This is a genomic window from Sporocytophaga sp., assembly GCF_017745095.1.
GTDB lineage: Bacteria > Bacteroidota > Bacteroidia > Cytophagales > Cytophagaceae > Sporocytophaga.
Genome location: NZ_JAGHZZ010000003.1, coordinates 195946 through 215539, shown reverse-complemented (window position 1 = coordinate 215539; position 19594 = coordinate 195946). Strand labels below are relative to the sequence as shown.

Annotated in this window: 23 protein-coding genes and 1 tRNA gene; 12 read left to right on the top strand and 12 right to left on the bottom strand. The window is 35.0% G+C overall.

The window, feature by feature from the left end; genetic code table 11:
* Positions 1-240 precede the first annotated feature (240 nt).
* The 3 genes from J7604_RS06145 to J7604_RS27030 all read left to right on the top strand — a co-directional run bounded on the left by J7604_RS06145 (position 241) and on the right by J7604_RS27030 (position 1599).
* Positions 241-423: a hypothetical protein gene (locus tag J7604_RS06145; RefSeq protein WP_293892659.1), complete on the top strand. Its 183-nt coding sequence runs from the start codon at positions 241-243 to the stop codon at positions 421-423.
* An 87-nt stretch (positions 424-510) separates the two neighbouring features.
* Complete coding sequence (locus J7604_RS06140; RefSeq protein WP_293892656.1) at positions 511-1173, top strand: hypothetical protein; 663 nt, start codon at positions 511-513, stop codon at positions 1171-1173.
* A gap of 315 nt (positions 1174-1488) precedes the next feature.
* Entirely contained in the window at positions 1489-1599 is a 111-nt protein-coding gene (locus J7604_RS27030; protein WP_367113553.1) for a hypothetical protein, read from the top strand.
* 61 nt (positions 1600-1660) lie between these two features.
* On the opposite strand, the gene J7604_RS06135 is transcribed toward J7604_RS27030, so the two are convergent.
* Positions 1661-2620 (bottom strand): hypothetical protein, encoded by a 960-nt coding sequence (locus J7604_RS06135; RefSeq protein ID WP_293892653.1) that lies wholly within the window; start codon positions 2618-2620, stop codon positions 1661-1663.
* A 14-nt stretch (positions 2621-2634) separates the two neighbouring features.
* Positions 2635-4056 carry an MBOAT family O-acyltransferase gene (locus J7604_RS06130; protein WP_293892650.1) on the bottom strand — a complete coding sequence of 474 codons (1422 nt, stop codon included), beginning with the start codon at positions 4054-4056 and terminating at the stop codon, positions 2635-2637.
* A 225-nt stretch (positions 4057-4281) separates the two neighbouring features.
* Between J7604_RS06130 and J7604_RS06125 the strand changes: the two genes are divergently transcribed.
* From J7604_RS06125 to J7604_RS06115, 3 genes are read left to right on the top strand one after another with little or no spacing between them, the layout of a single operon-like run.
* Complete coding sequence (locus J7604_RS06125; protein ID WP_293892647.1) at positions 4282-4842, top strand: NADPH-dependent FMN reductase; 561 nt, start codon at positions 4282-4284, stop codon at positions 4840-4842.
* A gap of 11 nt (positions 4843-4853) precedes the next feature.
* Positions 4854-5339, top strand: coding sequence for an SRPBCC family protein (locus J7604_RS06120; RefSeq protein ID WP_293892644.1), 486 nt, complete (start codon positions 4854-4856; stop codon positions 5337-5339).
* A gap of 42 nt (positions 5340-5381) precedes the next feature.
* A complete protein-coding gene (locus J7604_RS06115) occupies positions 5382-6206 on the top strand; it encodes a T9SS type A sorting domain-containing protein (protein ID WP_293892641.1) in 825 nt (274 codons plus the stop codon).
* A 72-nt stretch (positions 6207-6278) separates the two neighbouring features.
* Here J7604_RS06115 and J7604_RS06110 read toward each other — a convergent pair whose 3' ends face one another.
* The gene (locus tag J7604_RS06110) at positions 6279-7307 is read right to left on the bottom strand and encodes a T9SS type A sorting domain-containing protein (RefSeq protein ID WP_293892638.1); all 1029 of its coding nucleotides are present in this window, start codon (positions 7305-7307) and stop codon (positions 6279-6281) included.
* A 501-nt stretch (positions 7308-7808) separates the two neighbouring features.
* Here J7604_RS06110 and J7604_RS06105 point away from each other — a divergent pair.
* The 3 genes from J7604_RS06105 (at position 7809) to J7604_RS06095 (ending at position 9448) form a co-directional block, all read left to right on the top strand.
* Complete coding sequence (locus J7604_RS06105) at positions 7809-8462, top strand: matrixin family metalloprotease (RefSeq protein WP_293892635.1); 654 nt, start codon at positions 7809-7811, stop codon at positions 8460-8462.
* A gap of 164 nt (positions 8463-8626) precedes the next feature.
* Positions 8627-8884, top strand: a complete 258-nt coding sequence (locus tag J7604_RS06100) for a YHS domain-containing protein (RefSeq protein WP_293892632.1) — start codon at positions 8627-8629, stop codon at positions 8882-8884.
* A 132-nt stretch (positions 8885-9016) separates the two neighbouring features.
* Positions 9017-9448, top strand: coding sequence for an SRPBCC domain-containing protein (locus J7604_RS06095; RefSeq protein WP_293892629.1), 432 nt, complete (start codon positions 9017-9019; stop codon positions 9446-9448).
* Between the two features lie 26 nt (positions 9449-9474).
* On the opposite strand, the gene J7604_RS06090 is transcribed toward J7604_RS06095, so the two are convergent.
* The 8 genes from J7604_RS06090 to J7604_RS06055 all read right to left on the bottom strand — a co-directional run bounded on the left by J7604_RS06090 (position 9475) and on the right by J7604_RS06055 (position 18083).
* Positions 9475-10314: a hypothetical protein gene (locus tag J7604_RS06090; RefSeq protein ID WP_293892626.1), complete on the bottom strand. Its 840-nt coding sequence runs from the start codon at positions 10312-10314 to the stop codon at positions 9475-9477.
* 116 nt (positions 10315-10430) lie between these two features.
* A complete protein-coding gene (locus J7604_RS06085) occupies positions 10431-10988 on the bottom strand; it encodes a DJ-1/PfpI family protein (protein ID WP_293892623.1) in 558 nt (185 codons plus the stop codon).
* A gap of 83 nt (positions 10989-11071) precedes the next feature.
* Positions 11072-12079 (bottom strand): type I glyceraldehyde-3-phosphate dehydrogenase, encoded by a 1008-nt coding sequence (gap, locus tag J7604_RS06080; RefSeq protein ID WP_293892620.1) that lies wholly within the window; start codon positions 12077-12079, stop codon positions 11072-11074.
* Between the two features lie 38 nt (positions 12080-12117).
* Positions 12118-13137, bottom strand: a complete 1020-nt coding sequence (locus J7604_RS06075) for a GlxA family transcriptional regulator (protein ID WP_293892617.1) — start codon at positions 13135-13137, stop codon at positions 12118-12120.
* 145 nt (positions 13138-13282) lie between these two features.
* On the bottom strand, positions 13283-15463 hold the full coding sequence (locus J7604_RS06070; RefSeq protein WP_293892614.1) for a PAS domain-containing sensor histidine kinase: 2181 nt from the start codon (positions 15461-15463) through the stop codon (positions 13283-13285).
* Positions 15464-15659: 196 nt separating this feature from the next.
* Entirely contained in the window at positions 15660-16313 is a 654-nt protein-coding gene (locus J7604_RS06065; RefSeq protein ID WP_293892611.1) for a hypothetical protein, read from the bottom strand.
* Positions 16314-16325: 12 nt separating this feature from the next.
* Positions 16326-16901, bottom strand: a complete 576-nt coding sequence (locus tag J7604_RS06060; RefSeq protein ID WP_293892608.1) for an RNA polymerase sigma factor — start codon at positions 16899-16901, stop codon at positions 16326-16328.
* 6 nt (positions 16902-16907) lie between these two features.
* Complete coding sequence (locus J7604_RS06055) at positions 16908-18083, bottom strand: hypothetical protein (RefSeq protein ID WP_293892605.1); 1176 nt, start codon at positions 18081-18083, stop codon at positions 16908-16910.
* Between the two features lie 259 nt (positions 18084-18342).
* Between J7604_RS06055 and J7604_RS06050 the strand changes: the two genes are divergently transcribed.
* From J7604_RS06050 to J7604_RS06040, 3 genes are read left to right on the top strand one after another with little or no spacing between them, the layout of a single operon-like run.
* Positions 18343-18555: a hypothetical protein gene (locus J7604_RS06050; protein WP_293892602.1), complete on the top strand. Its 213-nt coding sequence runs from the start codon at positions 18343-18345 to the stop codon at positions 18553-18555.
* Positions 18556-18559: 4 nt separating this feature from the next.
* Positions 18560-18988 (top strand): hypothetical protein, encoded by a 429-nt coding sequence (locus J7604_RS06045; RefSeq protein WP_293892599.1) that lies wholly within the window; start codon positions 18560-18562, stop codon positions 18986-18988.
* A complete protein-coding gene (locus J7604_RS06040) occupies positions 18970-19302 on the top strand; it encodes a hypothetical protein (RefSeq protein WP_293892596.1) in 333 nt (110 codons plus the stop codon). Before J7604_RS06045 ends, J7604_RS06040 begins: the two co-directional genes overlap by 19 nt.
* A 169-nt stretch (positions 19303-19471) precedes the next feature.
* Here the strand turns inward: J7604_RS06040 and J7604_RS06035 are convergent.
* A tRNA-His gene (locus J7604_RS06035) sits at positions 19472-19545 on the bottom strand.
* Between the last annotated feature and the right edge of the window lie 49 nt (positions 19546-19594).

Sequence of the window (19594 nt, the reverse complement as noted above, 5' to 3'; positions counted from 1 at the left end):
TTCCCGAATTGTTTTTACAAATTATAGGAGTTGTTTTATTCTTGTTTTCACTTGGCACAGGAAAGGGCTAAGGTGGATTTTATCAATAGAAAATATCGCAGTTATTATAAAATTTTAGAAGTGAATTTTGGGAGATGGAGACTATTAAAAAACTTCAGCCTGGTTACTTTAACTCTTAATAAAAGTTTATATCGGGAAGTGAATTATGACTTATATCAATTACCCAGGCTAAACGTTCCTATGTTTTCTTTTTTAGAAACTAAGGTCAGTGTAAATCTTAAGCTTGATAAAAACCGTTTGGAAATTGCGAGAGGAAAATATACAAAGATGAAGCAATTAGCATTAGAATTGGGTAAATATAGCAGGACTGATGTATATGATTGCACGCACGAAGAAAAGGAATTGATAAGGTTCAAAGAATGAATTTATTCTGCCGTTTGTTTACCGTAATTTTTATATGAGAGTATATAATTTTTCAAGATAATTCATACAAGCAAAACTTAATAAAATATGGGATGGAAAGCATCTGCAATCATTATTCATTCAAAAACGGAAACAGATTATAAATCCTTATTGTCTGAATTAGGTTTTTCTAATTTGTCAAAGATTAAAGACAAGACGGTGGAAGAGGTCATAAATCCGGATGAAAATGAAGTATATATTGGTAGATATAAAAACAATCTTATAATATGTGCCCCGGATATGCCCATGAATTTTTTCGAGGAAACACCGGGACATGCTGAAAGAGTATTGATAGAAAAATTCCCAAATGCCGAAATATGTTCTATTGTTTTGCATAGCGTTGTGAACCTCTGGGGATACGCTGTTATCAAAGATGGGCAAAAGATACGCTCAAGGGCAGGAAGCGCAGATAGCGGGACTTTTGTTGAATTTGGTGAGCCATTGAAAGAGGAACTTGATTTATTGTCCAAATCACATATTGCTGCAGATGGGAAGCGATCCTACCTTTTTGAAGACTTTCCTGATGAGCCAATGACTGAAGATCAGGTAGGTGAAGAGTTTGTATTTGAAATAACTGGCAAATACCTTGGTGAACAACTTGATCGTTGCGATGATTTTTTATTTGAAACAAGGCTGGAGGGTTATAGATACTCTAATATCATAAATCCTTCTTCAGCAAGTTTAGGCAAGCCTTGGTGGAAGTTTTGGTAATGAGGTATTTTATCTCCCATTAAATCTTTCTGTTGATGGCTAGATTAAAAAGAAAAACCACTCGTTAATGCTCTCTATACACTTGAGAGAATTCCAGGCAAGGTGGATGTACATACGTTATTATTAATGAAATTCCACCAGATAAAAGGGTGAAACATCAAAGGGAGCAATTGATTCTTTTATAATTGATCTTTACAAAGAGGTAGCTGCTGAAGGAATAAGAGTTAATGCGGTAAGACATGTTTATAGACACTGATATTCATGAAAGCGGCGGTGAACCAAGGAGAATAGATTAGGATAAAATCAACAATTCCAATGCTGAGAGTTGGAAGTCCTGAGGAGGTTGCCAATGCAATTCTTTGGCTGTTTTATGGAGAAGCATCTTATACTACCGGAACTTTTATAGGTATTGCAGGAGGTAGATAAAAAAGAACCTTCTGGATTATGATTGCAGAAAGGTTCTTTTTTTATTTTTAGACTTCACATACTACTTCAGCGCAAACACTCCATCATCCTGCAATTTTTTCATGTACAGAAGGCTCCCTTTTTTATTCAGGTGAAGGTAATCTGAGTAACATGTTTTGTCATTGGTAAAGCGGCAATAATCTCTCACCTCAACACCAGTATTATTTTTGATAGCAGCAAGAAAATCCTTGATGTTATGGATTTTGTTTAGCCAGATTGAATGATACGGAGCTATCACGAATTCTACCTTTGTATTATGCTTTTTAGCCACTTCAGCTATAGCTTTCAAATTGTCAAGTCCTCCTTGCTTGATGACTACATCTAGACTGTCAGCCAGATTATCATGTGTTAGAAGTTCTTCTTTTATTTGTTTATTCAGGATCCAATCTCCTTCCTGCTTACCAAGATAGTATAATGCTCTGTGGAAGAGTTCCGAGTTGTACTGATAAAGCCTTGAAATCTTGCAGCCTCTGGCTGTTGCAGGGGAGACGTCTTGAATAAGAGCAGATATTTTTTCTGACTTACTCATATAGGGCCTGAAGCTAGTGATCACCTGATCTTCAGTTTTCATGACAAGGCTTACATCAACAATTACAAGCTTTGCCTTATATCTTTCAAAATAGTCTTCAATAAGTGCCTGACCGATCTCTCCAGGCAAAGCATTATAACTTAAGTTCAGTGTTGTCATGCCAGTGATCTTTCTTATCTCAGGTTCATAATAGCCGTTTCCTCTTGAGTTCCCGAGTATGACTATATCTGCCTCACCTTTGCCATTGTATAACTTAGAATAACGAAGGTTGCTTGTCATGGTAAGATATTCAAGGAAAGCACCTATGCCGCGATCTCCCAGGAATATAAGAGGAATTAACACTAAATAGAGCCAAAGCCTGTTCTTCTCTTTCTTTGCAACTTCTGATTTTATCTCAACTTCAATGGAAGGAGCTTTTATCTCGATAGTATTTTCAATAACAGATTCTTTCATTGCTCGATGCCGATTTAAAATTGTATATAAATGAATTGAGAGTCACTGAATGTACCGAATAGAGCGATCATCCAAAGGATTACTGAAAATGCGATTATTTTAAAAGTTGGAGATTTTAATACTAACTCTTCAAAGTCATTGCTTTGGTGAACATACTCCAGAACCATTAAGATAGATATCAGTCCTATATTTTTGATGATAACGAACATATTAGGCAAATGACTGAATGACATATCATTGAAAGAAAATATTCCTTTTATCATTTCAAATGCTCCTTCAAAATTATTACTTCTGAAAAATATCCTTGAAAAACAAGTAAGAAGAAATACAATTATCATAGCAGTAGGAACGAATAATTGTTTCGGTACTAACTTCGCGATTCTGTCGGTCGTTGGCAGAATAAGACGTTGGGCTACTAGGTATATTCCGTTTAATCCGCCCCAGACTACGAAAGTCCAGTTGGCCCCATGCCAAAGGCCTCCAAGTAGCATAGTGATCATAAGGTTTCTGTAAGCGTTGAATTTACCATTACGGTTTCCACCAAGCGGAATGTAAAGATATTCTCTCAGCCAGCTGGAAAGTGACATGTGCCAGCGGCTCCAGAATTCTGAAAAGTTTTTAGCCAGGTATGGGAAGTTAAAGTTTTGAGGAAAACGATATCCCAGTATTCTTGCGAGCCCAATTGCAATATCAGAATATCCGGAAAAGTCACAGTATATCTGGAAAGAGTAGAATATAATCCCAATGATGAGATACAGGGATGAGTATTTTTCAGGAAATGCAAATGCGGTTCCCACAAAAGAACCAAGAGAATCAGCAATGATTATTTTTTTTGCAAATCCTAAAAGCACTCTTGCCAATCCTGTTTCAAAATTATCCCAGGTGAATTTCTGATCTGTTTTAAGTTGAGGTAAAAAGTCGTGGGCCCTCAATATCGGGCCCGCTGTAAGTTTCGCAAAGAAGATTGAGTACACTGAAAACGCCGCAAAGTCTGTTTCTGCTTTTATCTTTCTTTTGTAAATGTCTGTTGTGTAGCTGATTGCCTGAAAGGTATAAAATGAAATTCCAATAGGCAGAATAATATGAAGGGTGTTGTGAATGGTCCCCGTTCCGAATAACCCCAATATTCCATTGGTTGATTCTATAAAGAAATTGAAGTATTTGAAGAAACCTAATGTAATCAGATTGAATACTATGCTGGTAATGAGCAGTCTTTTTCTCTTTTTCTCGTCTTCCGTTTTCTCCAGGTACAATGCAAGGTTATACTCGAATATTGTCGATGCAAGGACCAATGCCAGAAAGCGATAGTCCCAATACCCATAGAAGAAATAACTTGCTCCCAGGGTAAACCATAATCTTAACTTTCCCTTGAAAAAGTAATATAATGGTATAAATATTAGAATAAATTCTAAAAAGTGAATGCTATTAAAAATCATGCGCTTTTTGTAGATAGATGAAGGCAATAATAAGAAATTTCGGGCTGATTTCCAATTGAAAATGAGTTAGGTTAAGGGAATTTTAGTCTTGGATAAATCCTAATATCTCAGGTTATATTGCAGGTTCCGACCAACCATTTAAATTGTAAGTTAAATAGGTCACTTCGTCTCATTATTGGAAGATTTTAGTCTTGTAAGGATGATATTTTTTGTTAATATTGAATCATGCCACATATAATCATCATCTCTGCAAGCGTAAGAAGAGACAGAAAAAGTCATCGCGCGGCACTTTACTTTAAAAATTTTATAGAGTCAAATAGTCTTGCCTCTGTTGAAATACTTGATTTACTGGAATATAATTTTCCTCTCTTTGATGAGCGTCTCAGGTTTCAACCAAATCCTACTTCCCAAATGCTTGATTTTGCTTCCAAAGTAAAAAATGCAGACGGAGTGTTGATTGTTACACCGGAATATAACGGTGGATATCCTTCAAGTTTAAAAAATGTTATAGATCTCCTTTATGATGAATGGCATAGAAAACCTGTAGCTATTTCTACAGTATCAGGAGGAAGCTTCGGGGGTACACAGGTAATTACATCTTTGCAGTTTTCTCTGTGGAAAATAAGGGCCTGGACTGTTCCAGCCATGTTCCCTGTACCAACTATTGATAAATCATTTGATGAACAAGGTAATCCTGTTGACAAAGCTGGAACAGATAAGAGAGCTACCGCATTTATCAACGAGCTGTTATGGTGCATTGAAGCCAAAAAGAGGATGGATGCATAATTCATTTAGGTTTGTCTTTAATTATTCTACATACTTCTATCAATGCTCCACTTGAAGTTTGCTTTAACTTATCAAGGAGCATTGAGCTACATCAGATTTCAACAAAAAAATCTGAAGAGAAAGTTATTGCAGGAAAAATGTCTGGTCTTATAGGGCTTCATGAAACAGTAACCTGGAGGGCCAGACATTTTGGATTCTGGCTCCAGCTCACATCAAAGATTACTGAATACAATGCGCCCCATTTTTTTGTTGATGAGATGGTTAGCGGTCCATTTAGTTCGTTCAGGCATGATCATATTTTTGAGAAAAAGAATGGCCAGACGTTAATGACCGACCGTTTTGAATTTCAATCTCCACTTGGATTCCTTGGTAAATTTGTAAATGTTTTATTTTTGAAATCATATATGGAAAAATTACTTGCTGAGCGGAACCAAGTGATTAAAAAATATGCAGAGGGAAGTGGCTGGCGGGAACTTTTAACTGAAGTTGAGGTCTAAGAGATATCAGATTCTTTTTAATAAATGTAAATTGATATTTGTATGAAAAAAATTTTTACCATTCTCGCTGCTTGTCTTCTAACTATTAACTACTCTGTCAAAGGATGTACTTTACAATTCCGTTCATTTTGTCAATCCATCCAGAATCGAGAGTTTATTGCAAAAGGGAAGATTATTTCTAATCATGATCACTCTTTAAAGATAAAATTGATTTCCACCCTTATTGGATCAGAGCAAAGAGATACTATAACTGTATGGGATGGTACACTTATAAAAATATGTTCTCCAGATTTTGAAATCGAGATGAATAAATCAAAAGATTTAGGTTCCGTAAATGATACCATTTATTTTGCAGTAAATAAAATTACAGAAAAGATAAATGATTGGGACGTTGTTGGGGATTATCGTTTTATTAATTATTATGATATCAATACTGCTGAGAGCACAGTGCTTGAGGTACGAAATGATACCGTGTATGGCTTTTTAAGTGGGCCTGGCATTGCACCCCCTCAATTCTGGATTGAGAAGCTTTCTGAAGATATTTTTTTGGATAGGTTCCAGGACTGCAGGCAAGATGGAAAGATAATAATTATGTCTACCAATAGTCCTCAAAGGGAAAGCATGGTTAGTCTGTATCCCAATCCTGTAATCGAAAATACATTAAATGTTGACTTAAACCAAGTAAATAAAAAATATAGCTCAATTGTAATCAAAAACCAATTAGGCCAGCATATAAAAACCATTGATATATCAGCTTCTGCAAATATGATTCAAGTGGATATCTCTGATATGACCCCAGGAGTTGTATTAGTTGAGCTTGTTGGCGATGGATATACAGATCGAAGGAAGGTTATAAAAGCTCAATAGATAGAAGACTATCATTCTTCTGAAAAATGGAAAATGCCTGTTACAATGCAATAACAGGCATTTTCTTTATAATTATTGTTTTACAATTTTTTTAACTGTCTTTCCATTCTCTGATGCAACTTCTAGAAAATACATGCCACTTTTAAGCTCAGCGATATCTATAGTTTGTACATCACCTTGCATTACATACATATTGTTTTCCATAACTGAAGCACCATTTTGTTCAGTGATTTTTAAAGTGTAATTTCCTGAAGTAAGGTCTTTGAAATCAACAGTTACAAAGTTATTTGCAGGGTTTGGACTTACAGATAATTTAAGATCTTGTAAGTATGCATTTTTGTTTGATGTCAAGAATGATGGATCGTATAAATAAACAACATTTGTAGTTTCCTCCTCATCCATTGCAGTGACTTTTATCTCAGAAATTGCGAATAAAGAATTGGTATATCCTGGAATGTAGTATGCATAAGTAACAGAGTTAATTGTTGTTTCAATACCAAAGAAAGATGTAACATCTACCTTAGTTGATTTTAAGCGTACAACATTGTTGTATGTTCCGTTAACAGTTTTTAATGTTCCATATCCGTCATAAACATTAGTTATACTTCCAGACATATCCATTGTAAATCCGAGCCCCATATCCACAGAAACAAAATAGTCATCTGTTTGAGTACCGCCATAAGTAAGAGGAGTTTTAATTATGGTTAATGGGTCAGTATAAGCTAAAGCCATTCCTTCGCCTTCATCGTTAACACCATAATTACCGAGTAATACTTGTTCTGTAGCTGACATTTTGTAATATGCGTAATTTATATTGTCAGATGTTTCAGCTAAAGTTGCTGTTGGGAAAGATGAAGCATAAGGCGTTTTAGAAGGATCCAATGCTGTAGACGTTTCAGAATCCGCAGGGTTAAAAGTCACTCCGGAAAAATCCCAAACTTGATTGGCTCCGGCATTACCAGGAGTAACAGTAGCGTCTTCTTTTGCATATGCTTTAATGGTTGTACCAGGCTTAACAACAACTAAAGAATTAATTTCAGGTTGGGCTTGAACGGTATAGATACCTAAAATCAAAGATAAAATTGTAAATGTTTTTTTCATAAAAATGGGTTTAAGTTTAAAGCTGTAATTTACTAAATCTAAAATTGAATTGAAAATTTGTTCAGATATGGTATTTAAGGGTTATCAAGCTGGCAAAAAAGTAATAATCCAATATTGATGCAGATTCATATTCAATACTTTATGTGCCTCTTAATGTTTTTCTGCCATTCGTAACTTCAGAATATTGCTTGAGTACCTCACCATAAAATGCACGAAAGTGTAAAATATTCTTATTAATTTGTATTTTATTGATTTATTAGTCCATAAAATCTTACAAGAAGATTGTTTATTTTTACGCTTTTTCTCAATAAAGGATATTAATTCATCAGATAGCTCATGGTTGAATTATTGTTTTTGGCAGTGAGAAAGATCAAGATTTATTCAACTTGATAATTATGTAGGAAACGTCTGCTCTCTTCATGCTCCAAGTATTTTCACGCTTAAACCATAGTAGAGATATGTTCTACTTTGTTATATTATCAACACCAAAGTCTTAAAAAAATGAAAATTAAATTAATAGTTTTTGTATTGGTTATTTTGGTGAGTTGCTCAAAAGACAAAGGCATTCGAATAGGCATACAGCCATTTGGCAACTTTGATTCGAAAATAATTGATACGATATCAACAACTATTCAAAGAAAATATGGCTTTAAGACTTCCATATTGCCCACAGCTCCATTACCACAAGAAGCATTCACCAATATTAAATCTCCAAGATATAGAGCAGATGTCTTAATAAAATACTTGAAAGAGAATAAAGCTGATACTCTTGACTATATTATAGGATTGACGGATCAGGATATATCAGTAACTAAAAAAGATGTATTCGGAAATGTTAAAGCCCCAAAAGAGAAGTATGGCGATTGGGGAATCTTTGGACTGGGCTATTGCCCTGGCTCAAGTTCTATAATCTCTAGTTTTAGATTACGCAATAAATATAAGAAGCTTTTTGTTGAAAGGATTAAGAAAGTTTCAATCCATGAATTAGGACATAATCTGGGATTGAATCATTGTGAAAATACTCTTTGTGTGATGCAAGATGCTGTTGAATCAATTCGTACAACTGACAAAGCAAAGATGGATTTGTGTTCAAATTGTAAAAGGAAATTAAATTCATCGCTATATCAACTTTACTCCATAGTTGGTAGGTTTTAATAATTCATGGATTTCGAATTAGAACATTGCAAACATCATTCTTTAATTATTGCAATGGTCAGATAATTAATGGTTTAATGAAGTTTAGTCAGAATGAAAGTTTTTCCTGATAAATTCGTTAGTATTGTGACTAAAAATCAAAACTGAAATTTTTAAATAAAATCATGTTAAAAAATATATCTCTATCTCTTTTCCTATTTGCAGGAGTTTTACTGACTTCTTCATGCTCATCCCCTGAAAAGAAGGCGGAAAAAATTACTATGGAAGTATCATCATTAGCCTTGGATACCGACCCTGTTTGTAAAATGCCTATCGAAGGTCATCTCTCTGATACCTTGAATTTTAATGGAAAGATATATGGCTTTTGCAATACAGCATGTAAAAAGGAGTTCGAGAAAAACTCAGAGACTTATCTGAAATAGTTTTAAAGTATTTGTCAAATCATAGGAGCTCCATCATAGGAGCTCTTTTTTTTATTCGGAAGAGAGGTCTGCTGACATAAGGTTGTCACTAAACCACTTTTTATTTACAGAGTTAATTAAAGAAAATAAAAAATGAAAACTGACCTTATAGCTCAAGCTTCCATTGAAATCAAGACAGATATTAGAACTGTCTGGGATGCTCTCGTTAATCCTAAAATCATTAAAGAATACTTGTTCGGAACGGACACCTCTTCCGACTGGAAAGTGGGTAGTAGAATTTCTTTCAAAGGTGTCTGGGAAGGTAAGCCTTACGAAGATGGAGGAATTATTACTGCCATTGAGCCAGAGGAAACTTTTAAATATACTTATTGGAGCTCCATGTCAGGCACTCCTGATGTTGAAGAGAATTATGCCAATATCTCTTATGATCTGGAAGAGTTAGAATCGAGCGTTCGTTTGACTATTAGTCAGGACAATATACAGAGTGAAGAAGCCAGGGAGCATTCAGAAAAGAATTGGGGTATGGTACTTGATTCAATGAAGAAGTTACTGGAAAATAAATAAAAGTAATGAATGCAGGGGTAACGTAATTATCCTTTTTCCGGAGCCTCTGCTTCTCTGCCCATTTCTCTTAATTTCCACTTGGTGGCATTCATCAGTTTTCTTATATCATTCCAAATATTGAAAGTGTACAATCCCAGTGCTAAGCCTATTACCAAACGAACTATAATGTCAGTCCTTTGACCTTTAGTCATTTCCCAACACATTTTGCCATCAGGGTAAAAGCCACCATAATTGTATAATCTGAATAATTCAAAAGCGATAAGAGAAAAGGGAAGAATAATGAGAAAGGCCTGTAAGATCTGAGCAACAATTCTATAAGAAGATTTCTTTTTGAAGTCTATTGTATCAACATCCGAACCAGTGAGAAAAACAGATTGATTAACTATTCCAAAATAAAGATATCTCTTGATATGTAAATTGTCTGAGTTTCTTGATCTCTCCAGCAATTCTGAAACAACATGATGTTGCCTTCTTGCTGAAAAGTAATACCAGGTAGCTATTACGACAAAGCCAAGCATGCCAACAAGTATGATGTCGCTGACTGAAAACTGAATACCTATAACAGGAATTTCTATAAGCTCAAATTTGTCATAAATGATATTTTGAAAAGATTCCTGCTGTGGATCTTTAATAAGCTTTTTGTTTTCTCTGAAATAATGAAGCCAGCTGAAAACCCTATTAAATTCCGCAATGAAAATGATAATACCAGCGATATTGAGAATAAGAAAAATCTGTCGGGTTCTTTTAGAAGCATCTATGTATGCGGTGATAAGGCTTTCAAGGATCTTCTCTTCAAATTTATTAATGCTTTCCTCATCTGGTTTGCCCAAAAGGGACGAGATTTTTTTTCTTACTTTTCTAAGCATAGCCCGGGAAAAGACAAGGCATTTCTTATCTTATCCGGTAAAACAAGCTTTTGCTAAAGATGTTTAACTCTTGTATAAACAACTTTTTAGAATGGTTCTGTCAGCAGCAGGTTTAATCAACCGTGATAATCCATTTTTCTCCTTATCTCCTTGGCTGCTTCATCTCCTGCCCATTTTTTACAAAGGTAAAGGCCAAGGTCTATGGATGCTGAAACTGCTCCAGCGGTAATCGTGTCATCATCTTCAACAATTCTTTCTTTGCTTACTGTCTTACAATAGGGAGCAAGGGTTTCATACTCCAGGATATTCACAGTGGCTATTTTATCTTTTAAGAAACCTGCAGCACCAAGAAGCAAGCTTCCTGTGCAAATGGATATTTTATTTTTTACTTTTTCTGAAGTCTTTAGCCAATTGATAAAGTCTGTATCGAATTGAAGTTTTCTTGTTCCAAATCCACCAGGAACAATGATAATGTCATAAACTCCAAGGTCATTCTTAATCTTAGTAGCCTTTATTTCAAGGCCAAAGTTATCTTTATTACTTTCTGTGTAAGAGCAGATATCCCATTCCAATTCTGGAATATATTTAAGTGATTTGAGTCTGCTCAATGGATCGTAGATGCCAATAAAATCAAGCCAGGTAATGCCTTCAAAAATTATGTATGCTATTTTCATGTTTGTAGACTAGATAAAAAATTAATGTAAAAATAATAAATCTCCGGTCAATTAAAACCGGAGATTCAGATAGAAAATATACTTTACTTAACTTTACTTGTATAAGCAATCAAATCTACGAGTTTGTTTGAGAATGCCCACTCATTGTCATACCAGCTAACTACTTTTACAAAATGATCATTAAGTGAGATACCTGCTTTGGCATCAAAAACAGAGGTCCTGTCATCGCCAAGAATATCGGTAGAAACAATTTCATCTTCAGTATATCCTAAGATGCCTTTAAGCTTACCCTCTGATGCGTCTTTTACTGCTTTTTTGATTGCTTCATAAGAAGCAGGTTTTTCAAGACGGCAGGTAAGGTCTACTACAGAAACATCTGCAACCGGTACTCTGAAAGACATACCAGTGAGTTTCCCTTTGAGGGAAGGTATTACGAGACCTACTGCTTTTGCTGCTCCAGTAGATGCGGGAATGATATTTTGGTAAGCGCCTCTTCCGCCTCTCCAATCCTTGGCAGAAGGGCCGTCAACTGTTTTCTGTGTCGCAGTCACAGCATGTACTGTTGTCATTAACCCTTCAACGATTCCAAAAGCATCATTCAGAACTTTTGCAATAGGTGCAAGCGCATTTGTAGTGCATGACGCATTGGATATAATGTTAAGATCTTTTGTATAGCTTTCGTGGTTAACGCCCATTACGAAGGTAGGCGTGTCATCTTTCGCAGGTGCAGAGAGAACTACTCGTTTGGCTCCGGCCTGTATGTGCTTTTGCGCTGTTTCCTGAGTCAGGAATAATCCTGTAGATTCCACTACATATTCAGCATCTACCTCGTTCCATTTTAATGATGCAGGATCTTTCTCTGCCGTGATACGGATAGTTTTACCATTCACAACAAGCTGACCATTTTTTACTTCTATGCTTCCGTCGAATTTTCCATGTGTGGAATCATATCTGAGCATATATGCCATGTAATCTGCATCAATAAGATCGTTGATGGCAACGATTTCTACATCAGATCTTTTAATAGCCGCTCTGAATACAAGCCTTCCGATTCTTCCGAATCCGTTGATTCCTATTTTTATCTTAGACATAACATTTATGTTTATATTGAAAATAAATCTTTGTTTTTTTAGGCAACCGCATCTCTAAAAGCAGTCTTAAAGCTTTTGCGGTAATGTCCAGGAGTAATGTTAAGATGTTTCAGAAAAAGCCTTCTAAGTGAATCCTGACTACCTATTCCGCAGCTATCTGCTATCTGGTCAAGAGAAAGGTTAGAGTCTTCAAGACTTCTTTTCGCTTTTTCAAGACGTACCTTCTCTACATATTTTCCAGGGGTTATACCTGTTTCTTTGAGAAATACCCTCGCAAAATTTCTTGGACTCATAGCACAATGCTCGGAAAGTTGTTCTACTTTTAACTCATCTTTAATATGCTCTGCGATGTATTCCTGAACATCCCTGATTGGTCCGCTTTCGGTATGCTGCTGAGCAAGCACTGTACTGAACTGAGATTGATTACCTGGTCTTTGAAGAAACAGGACAAGCTCTTTGGCAACAGTAAGCGCGAGATCTCTTCCATAATCTTCTTCTACCATAGCAAGGGCCAGATCCATACCTGAAGACACACCTGCGGATGTATATATCTTTCCTTCTTTTATAAATATTGGGTCGGGATCTACTATTATATCAGGGTACTTTGCCTGAAGCTCATTACAAGCCATCCAGTGAGTTGTGGCGCGTTTTCCATTAAGAAGACCGGCTTCCGCTAAAGCAAAGGTACCTCTGCAAATGGAGGCAATCCTTCTTATTTTTCCTGAGTTTTGATCCAGCCAATTATAGAAGTCCTTGCTAAGTCTGAACTGACTTTTGGAAGCGTATCCGGCAATGATCAAGGTATCTATTTTCTCCTCGATAGCTTTATAGCTGAAAGGAGTATTAATACTGATTCCAGATAGGGAAGTACACGTTTTCCTCCCATGCTCTGGAGAAATGGTTATTACTTTGTATGGTTCTTTTCCGGGAACATTAGATTTTAAGAAAATGGAGGCTCTGCTAAATACATCTGCTGGTCCTGCGATGTCGATCAGCATTGTATCAGGCATTGCAACAATGGCAATAAGTCTTTCTTTTATACCGGTTACAGGAGTCATATATTTTCTTATTTTTAATATATAAGTCAAATATAGAGGAAAAGGATCTTGGCAGCAATGACAATTTTACTGCACTTTCTGCCATTCTAAAAAATGTTGAAAATAAAGCAGTTTAATTGTAGGAGGATATCATCAATTAGCTGATTTATCGAAACTTAGGCAGGTCAATTGTGAATTCAGCGCCACCTCTAATTCTGTTGGCGGCTTTAATTTTTCCATTAAATTTTTCGACAATGCTCTTTACTATATAAAGTCCGAGTCCTGAGCCTTTGGAGTTCACATCACCTCTATAGAACATATCGAATAGTTTATCTATATTTTTTTCGTTTATTCCCTTACCTCTGTCTGCAAAGATTATTTGAATGTTTTTTTCAAAATTGTAAATACAAATATCGACTTCGGGATTTTGAGAAGGCTGAGTGTATTTTAGTGCATTGTCAATGAGCTTTTGAAAAATGGTTTTCAACATTTCTTTATCCGAAGTGATTATTAAATCATCCGGAATAGTTAAATGAAATTGTGCATGATAGGTGAAGTCTGCAGCGTATGAACCATGTATTACTTCATTTAAAAGTCGCCCCATATCCACTTCAGTATAATAAAATTCATTGTTTTTGATCTGCATAATTCTCAAAAGTCCCATTAATGAGTTATCGAGTTTACGGGTGCTGCGTTCAATTAATTTGAAATAATCCAGAGCTTTGGAGTCCTTTATATCCTGCTTTGCAATCATAGTTAACCCGATAATAGTAGCCAATGGTCCTTTTAAATCATGGGAGGTCATGTATAAGAATGTAGATAATTCCTTGGTTAATTTATAGGTTTCTTCTTTACTTTTCCTGAGTTCTGTAATATCAATAGCAAATGATACATGGAGATTCAGCATTCCGTTTAGCTTTGCTCCTCCTTCCAATACAGGTGTTTTACTTCCGTCTTTACAGACATATTCCCTTTCATATGGAGCCTGCCATTTGTCTTGCGCATATTCTTCACTGGTTATTTCATCATCAAATTTAAAATCATTCGGAGTTATTTTATCCCATGTGATTTTTTCTGTTTTAAGATCTTCATTTGAATATTGAATAATGTTCAGGAAACGCTCATTTGCGTCAATGATATTATGATCATCATCAGAAAATGCAATGCCGATAAGGTTTGAATTGAAGATTCCACTAAACTTCGCTTCGCTTGCTATAAGGGCATTCCGAGCATTTATCTTGTCTGTAATATCTTTCAGGGAGAGGAAATACGCCTTTCCGTCAGACAACTCGATTAATGTTACATCATTTTCAAGATAAAAAATTGAGCCATCTTTTCGTCTGCCTTGAGATACATAAGAACTGGGCACTGGTTTACCTTCCTTTATTCTTGAAATTCTTTTTTTTATAATCTGTACACTCTCCTCTGTATATAACTCATAGACGGGAATTTTCATAATTTCTTCAATTGATGAATACCCGAATATTTTAGCAAATGCTTCATTGGCTATCAGAATTTTAAAGTCTCTGGAGATAGCGTTGGCGCGATATGATTTCTCAAATAAATATCTGAAACGATGTTCTGAATTGATTAACTCAGCTTCTATTTTTTTCTTTTCAGTGATGTCAATAAAGGCTCCGATTAAACCTATGAATGTACCGGAATGATTATACAAGGGAGCACCGTTTATCAGTACAATCCTTTTTTCTCCATTGTTAGCGATTATTTCAGCCTCGTAATTGGACGATATATGTCTAGTTCTTTTTTCGTGTTCTTCAGTTATTCGTTCAAGACTTTCTTTTGTAAAGAAGGAATGATATGTTTTTCTTTTAATATCATCCGTAGATTTAATTCCCAGGATTTTGCACATAGAAGGATTAGCAAATCTTGTATAACCTTCTGTATCTATTTCCCATATTCCTACATCTGTATTATTGGAGAATGTCTTGTATTTGTTTAATTCCTGCTTCTCTTGCGGTAGTATTTGATCCAAAACTTTGATTCGGACCAGACAACCGGTAATTTCCTCGTCTTTTTTATGATATGTAGGAGAATATGTAACTTCAAAACTACCTTTGAAATCGATGTCAAGAGGTGATAGATGATTAAATACCTGAACAATCTTTTGACCTGTCAGACATTTTTTAAAGTTTTCAAAATGGTCTGAAGAAATAAGTTCAGGGAAGCTTTGAAAAATATTTTTTCCCAGAAAGGCATGCTCTTCCTTGCCAGTTAAGTTGCTGAGTCCTCTTGACCAGAGGGTACACAGATAGTGCTGGTCAATTGATAGCAGAATAAATTGATCTGAGTCTTTTATTGCATTTAGGATGTCATTATATGTTGACATATTATATGCTTGTATATTAAAGCTCTTGTTACTTAAATAAGAACAATTATGTGGCTGGTTTTCATTCAATAATTTAGATTTCAGGGTTGCCCAGACTATATAATTGGATAAGCAGGATAAAGGAGTTTAAGGGACAATAAAGGACGATTCATTTGAACCGTCCTTATATTATTAAAACTGAAATACTGGCAGGAGACTAATTAGGTATTGTAAAAAAGGAAGTTAGCAATGTGTCTTCATTCAACGAAGAACCTTCTGTTTTTTCATCTTTCAACGAATAGATAGCAATGGCAGAAGCTGAAGGTAAAGGTGGAACTGTTTGAATCGTTTTTTCTTCATGAACTGAATCCTTTACTTGTGTAAAAGTTTTTGCTAATTCTCTTCCAATAGAAGTATTAAATATTGTGTCTTTTATATCTTCGAGAATTTCAGTCTGCTTGACTTCTTGAATCTCTTGAGGTATTGGAGCCGGCGATTGAGCAATCAGTTTATCCTGACTCTTGTGATTAATGAAGAAGTAAAGTAACAGCAATGCTAAAAATGCTAAAGCAGGTTGATATGCAGGTATGCGGTAATTCAGAATTGAAGCAAGAGAAAATAAAAGGTACTTCCTCTGTTTTTTCTCTCTGAATTTTTCCATAAGGATGCCTTTTATTTCTTTATCGGGATTGATATGTAGTCTATCCTGATCAAATTTTCTAGTTAAATCTTTTGAGCTTTTTCGAAGAGCATTAAATTCCTCCTCAGTAATGTGCTGAAGCACTAATGACTTTTCTTCGAGGCTTAACTCTTTAAAGTCTTTTTGGATTAAGGGTTCCAATAGTTCAGACTCTCTTATTTTATGATTCATATTACTGGATTTTTATGGCTTGAATACTTTTAGTCTTTCAGATAGTTTTTTTAGGGTATAGAAAATCCTTGATTTTACAGTGCCTTCGGGGCATCCAATTATCTGGCTTATATCTTTTACAGATAAATTTTCCTGAAATCTAAGAATGATAATTTCACGCAACTCATCATCAAGCAAGGATAAAGCCTCATTCAGGTTGTTCTCCAAAAGGTCTTTGTCAAGTTGAAATGAAAAAGCTTCATCTTCTTTATATATCTCGGTGATAAGATCATCCGCTTTAACCTCTTTTCTGGTGAGGGATCGACGGTATTGATTCTTGCACATGTTTGACCCTAAGCTGTATATCCAGGTAGAAAACTTTCTTCCTTCTTCGAATGAGTGGGGCTTTTCTATAACTTTCAAAAACAAATCTTGCAAAAAGTCATCTGCGAGATCTGAATCATAATTAAGCATCCGATAAAAGTAATAATGCATTTTCTTTTTATATCTCTCGAAAAGCTCTTCAAAGGCTTTTTCCTTGCCTTTCTTGATGAGCTGCATAAGCTCTTCATCCGAATGATTTTTATATGTGCTTCTGAAAAAATGCATTGAAAGCTATTTTAACATTTCCGACACTTCTTTTTCTCTGTTGCCATCCTTGGCCACTTTTAGAATAAGTTGCTTCACTTCTTCAGCTTTTTCAGCCTCTTCAGTTGTTCGATAATGTTTGTATAAAAGTGTAAATGGGGCAATATAATTCTGGTTGATCAAGTTAACGAAGTTCTTCGATTTATCTGTTTGAAAATTAGCTTTTATATAATCCAGTAAAAATTTCTTCTCATAATTCTTTCTTATGAAAGAAATGTTATCAATTTTTTCTTCTGAGTATTTAAGAGCAAGCCCTGTAATATAAAGCTTGTCTTTAATTCCACTGAAGGATTCTGAGTTACCCATTGTCAACGCAAAATAGACTGGCTTGCTTCCTGAATTTTCCACCACGCTTTTTATTAATAATTTTTCCCAGACTTCTCTGCTTTCGGCAGTAAATGGTTCCTTGACTTGCAGCGCATTTGTTTTTGCTGTGTTTTGTAAAATGCCTGCTTTTTTAAAAAGCTTTTCTCTGTAATCATTTATTCCAGCTAGACTGGTATTGATAATGGTTACATCAGTTCTGAATCCAAGCACATCCTGAATCATCCAAGCAGGATAGGTGTCGTTATCCCCAATTGTGAACAATATTGCATCTTTTTCAAGTGATGCAAGAACATTGTAGTTGTAGTTTAGCAAGCCTTGCGAAATATCACTTTTCTCAAACATTTTGATATGAAATTCTTTTCGCTTTTCATAGTTCAACTCAACTTCGTATCGGACCGAGAGCTCGTGATACGTAGCTGGATTTTCAGGTTGTAGTTGATAGGCTTTTTGTATATACTTCATTGATGCAGGATCCCAACATCCCATTAGCCATCCTTTGGTTAGGTTGAATGTAAAAGATTCTGGGATGACTTTTTCCATTCTGTCTACTACCTCAGTTACCTTTTTATTTGAGGCTTCGCTATATATATTTAAAACCCATAATGAACGATAAGCTGTGTAAAGATTAAGCCAGGAGTCTTCACTTTTAGGGTCTTTTTTTACTTCAATTTCCCAAAGGTCAGCTTGAGTCTGATACCATTTTTTATCATGGATCTCTTGAGTGTATCTTGGGACTTTTTCAGGCTTGGATTGAGAAAATCCTTTAGAATTTATTAATAGCGTAAGTAAAAGAAAGGTCAGTTTTAAGTTTTTCATAAATAAAAAGTAAGTGTTTTGAAGGATGATACACGGGGAATGGGTGGACGTTCAGTTTGGGGGGAAATATTTTGAAAAAGTTTAATAATTAATACAGATCGTCAATTATGTGAATGTCTTATTGGTAAATGACGAGCTTTAACCTTCAGTTAGGCCCAGTTACAATAATGATTTTTTCATTCTTTAACTTGATGCAGATTCTTAGATCATTCTTGAAGATTTTTCGTTACATTAGCAAAGCTTACTAGTTTTAAAGTCTATGGCACCAAAATCTAAAAAAGGCAATTCTGTTAAAAAAGGTGAAGGGTTTAATACCTCATATACAAAATTTTTAAAAGAAGTTGGTAAGCAAAGTGCCGAACGTTCTATTAAAGAGTCCAAGGCATTAGGCTTATCCATTACTTATGTGGAGGGAGGTAAAATAATCAGGGAGGAACCCAATGGAAAGAAAAATATTATTGGGGAGATTTGATTGAATGGCTTCTAAATCAAAGCGGCTGAGAATTTTTGCAGGACCTAATGGTTCAGGAAAGTCATCTTTATTTCATGATTTTTCTAATAGAGCTGATTTTAAAGTAGGTTATTTTTTAAATGCTGATAATGTAGAAAAAGAGTTACGTGAAAAAGGATTTATAAATTTATCAGAATTAAATCTGGAAGTAGATAAAAAGTCATTTCAGGATTTTAACAAAAGTTCTACATTTAAAAAGAAAGCAAAAAAGGAAGGGTATAAGATTGATATAAAATTTAAAGATAATATTCTTGTTAGCCTTCCTAAAGAAACAAATTCCTATGAAGCAGTATTTGTTACAGCTTTTATCAGACAAGAATTTATTAAATCCGCAGTTTCTTATTCGTTTGAAACAGTAATGTCACATCCTTCCAATTGGAAGATATTATTTTAGCAAACAAAGCAGGATACAAGACTTATTTATACTATATATGTACGGAATCTCCCATTATTAATAAGGATAGAATTGATAATAGGGTAGAAAAGGGTGGGCATAATATTGTCGAAGATAAAGTTAAGTCACGGTATTTTGCTTCTCTTGATTTATTATTTGATGCTATCAAACTGGTCAGAAGAGCCTATATATTTGACAATTCTGGAAGAGAATATAAATTGGTTGCAGAATTCTTTGAAGGTGAAATGACTTATCATGATAAAAAATTTCCTACCTGGTTTCTTCAAAATGTAATAGAAAAATTGGAAGTATAAATGAAATGGAGAATTAAATAAGTTGTTTTTTTGCCTAAAAAGACACAAAAAAGCCTTCAATTTAAAAATTGAAGGCTTTTTTGTGTGTGGCCAATGGCAACCCTTTTCTAGTTTCTTAAAGTGATTAAAATAAAAAAAGCGACTTTTTGAGTCGCTTTAACTTTTTAAGGGTGGCCAATGGGACTCGAACCCACGACCCTCAGAACCACAATCTGATGTTCTAACCAACTGAACTATGGCCACCGTTTTACTTTAGGTGTGCAAAGATATAAGAACGAAATTTAATTTCCAA

Excerpts from the sequence above, each read along its gene's own strand:
- J7604_RS06145 (WP_293892659.1), top strand. The coding sequence starts at position 241 with ATGTTTTCTTTTTTAGAAACTAAGGTCAGTGTAAATCTTAAGCTTGAT.
- J7604_RS06140 (WP_293892656.1), top strand. The coding sequence starts at position 511 with ATGGGATGGAAAGCATCTGCAATCATTATTCATTCAAAAACGGAAACA.
- J7604_RS27030 (WP_367113553.1), top strand. The coding sequence starts at position 1,489 with ATGCTGAGAGTTGGAAGTCCTGAGGAGGTTGCCAATGCAATTCTTTGG.
- J7604_RS06135 (WP_293892653.1), bottom strand. The coding sequence starts at position 2,620 with ATGAAAGAATCTGTTATTGAAAATACTATCGAGATAAAAGCTCCTTCC.
- J7604_RS06130 (WP_293892650.1), bottom strand. The coding sequence starts at position 4,056 with ATGATTTTTAATAGCATTCACTTTTTAGAATTTATTCTAATATTTATA.
- J7604_RS06125 (WP_293892647.1), top strand. The coding sequence starts at position 4,282 with ATGCCACATATAATCATCATCTCTGCAAGCGTAAGAAGAGACAGAAAA.
- J7604_RS06115 (WP_293892641.1), top strand. The coding sequence starts at position 5,382 with ATGAAAAAAATTTTTACCATTCTCGCTGCTTGTCTTCTAACTATTAAC.
- J7604_RS06110 (WP_293892638.1), bottom strand. The coding sequence starts at position 7,307 with ATGAAAAAAACATTTACAATTTTATCTTTGATTTTAGGTATCTATACC.
- J7604_RS06105 (WP_293892635.1), top strand. The coding sequence starts at position 7,809 with ATGAAAATTAAATTAATAGTTTTTGTATTGGTTATTTTGGTGAGTTGC.
- J7604_RS06100 (WP_293892632.1), top strand. The coding sequence starts at position 8,627 with ATGTTAAAAAATATATCTCTATCTCTTTTCCTATTTGCAGGAGTTTTA.
- J7604_RS06095 (WP_293892629.1), top strand. The coding sequence starts at position 9,017 with ATGAAAACTGACCTTATAGCTCAAGCTTCCATTGAAATCAAGACAGAT.
- J7604_RS06090 (WP_293892626.1), bottom strand. The coding sequence starts at position 10,314 with ATGCTTAGAAAAGTAAGAAAAAAAATCTCGTCCCTTTTGGGCAAACCA.
- J7604_RS06085 (WP_293892623.1), bottom strand. The coding sequence starts at position 10,988 with ATGAAAATAGCATACATAATTTTTGAAGGCATTACCTGGCTTGATTTT.
- gap (WP_293892620.1), bottom strand. The coding sequence starts at position 12,079 with ATGTCTAAGATAAAAATAGGAATCAACGGATTCGGAAGAATCGGAAGG.
- J7604_RS06075 (WP_293892617.1), bottom strand. The coding sequence starts at position 13,137 with ATGACTCCTGTAACCGGTATAAAAGAAAGACTTATTGCCATTGTTGCA.
- J7604_RS06070 (WP_293892614.1), bottom strand. The coding sequence starts at position 15,463 with ATGTCAACATATAATGACATCCTAAATGCAATAAAAGACTCAGATCAA.
- J7604_RS06065 (WP_293892611.1), bottom strand. The coding sequence starts at position 16,313 with ATGAATCATAAAATAAGAGAGTCTGAACTATTGGAACCCTTAATCCAA.
- J7604_RS06060 (WP_293892608.1), bottom strand. The coding sequence starts at position 16,901 with ATGCATTTTTTCAGAAGCACATATAAAAATCATTCGGATGAAGAGCTT.
- J7604_RS06055 (WP_293892605.1), bottom strand. The coding sequence starts at position 18,083 with ATGAAAAACTTAAAACTGACCTTTCTTTTACTTACGCTATTAATAAAT.
- J7604_RS06050 (WP_293892602.1), top strand. The coding sequence starts at position 18,343 with ATGGCACCAAAATCTAAAAAAGGCAATTCTGTTAAAAAAGGTGAAGGG.
- J7604_RS06045 (WP_293892599.1), top strand. The coding sequence starts at position 18,560 with ATGGCTTCTAAATCAAAGCGGCTGAGAATTTTTGCAGGACCTAATGGT.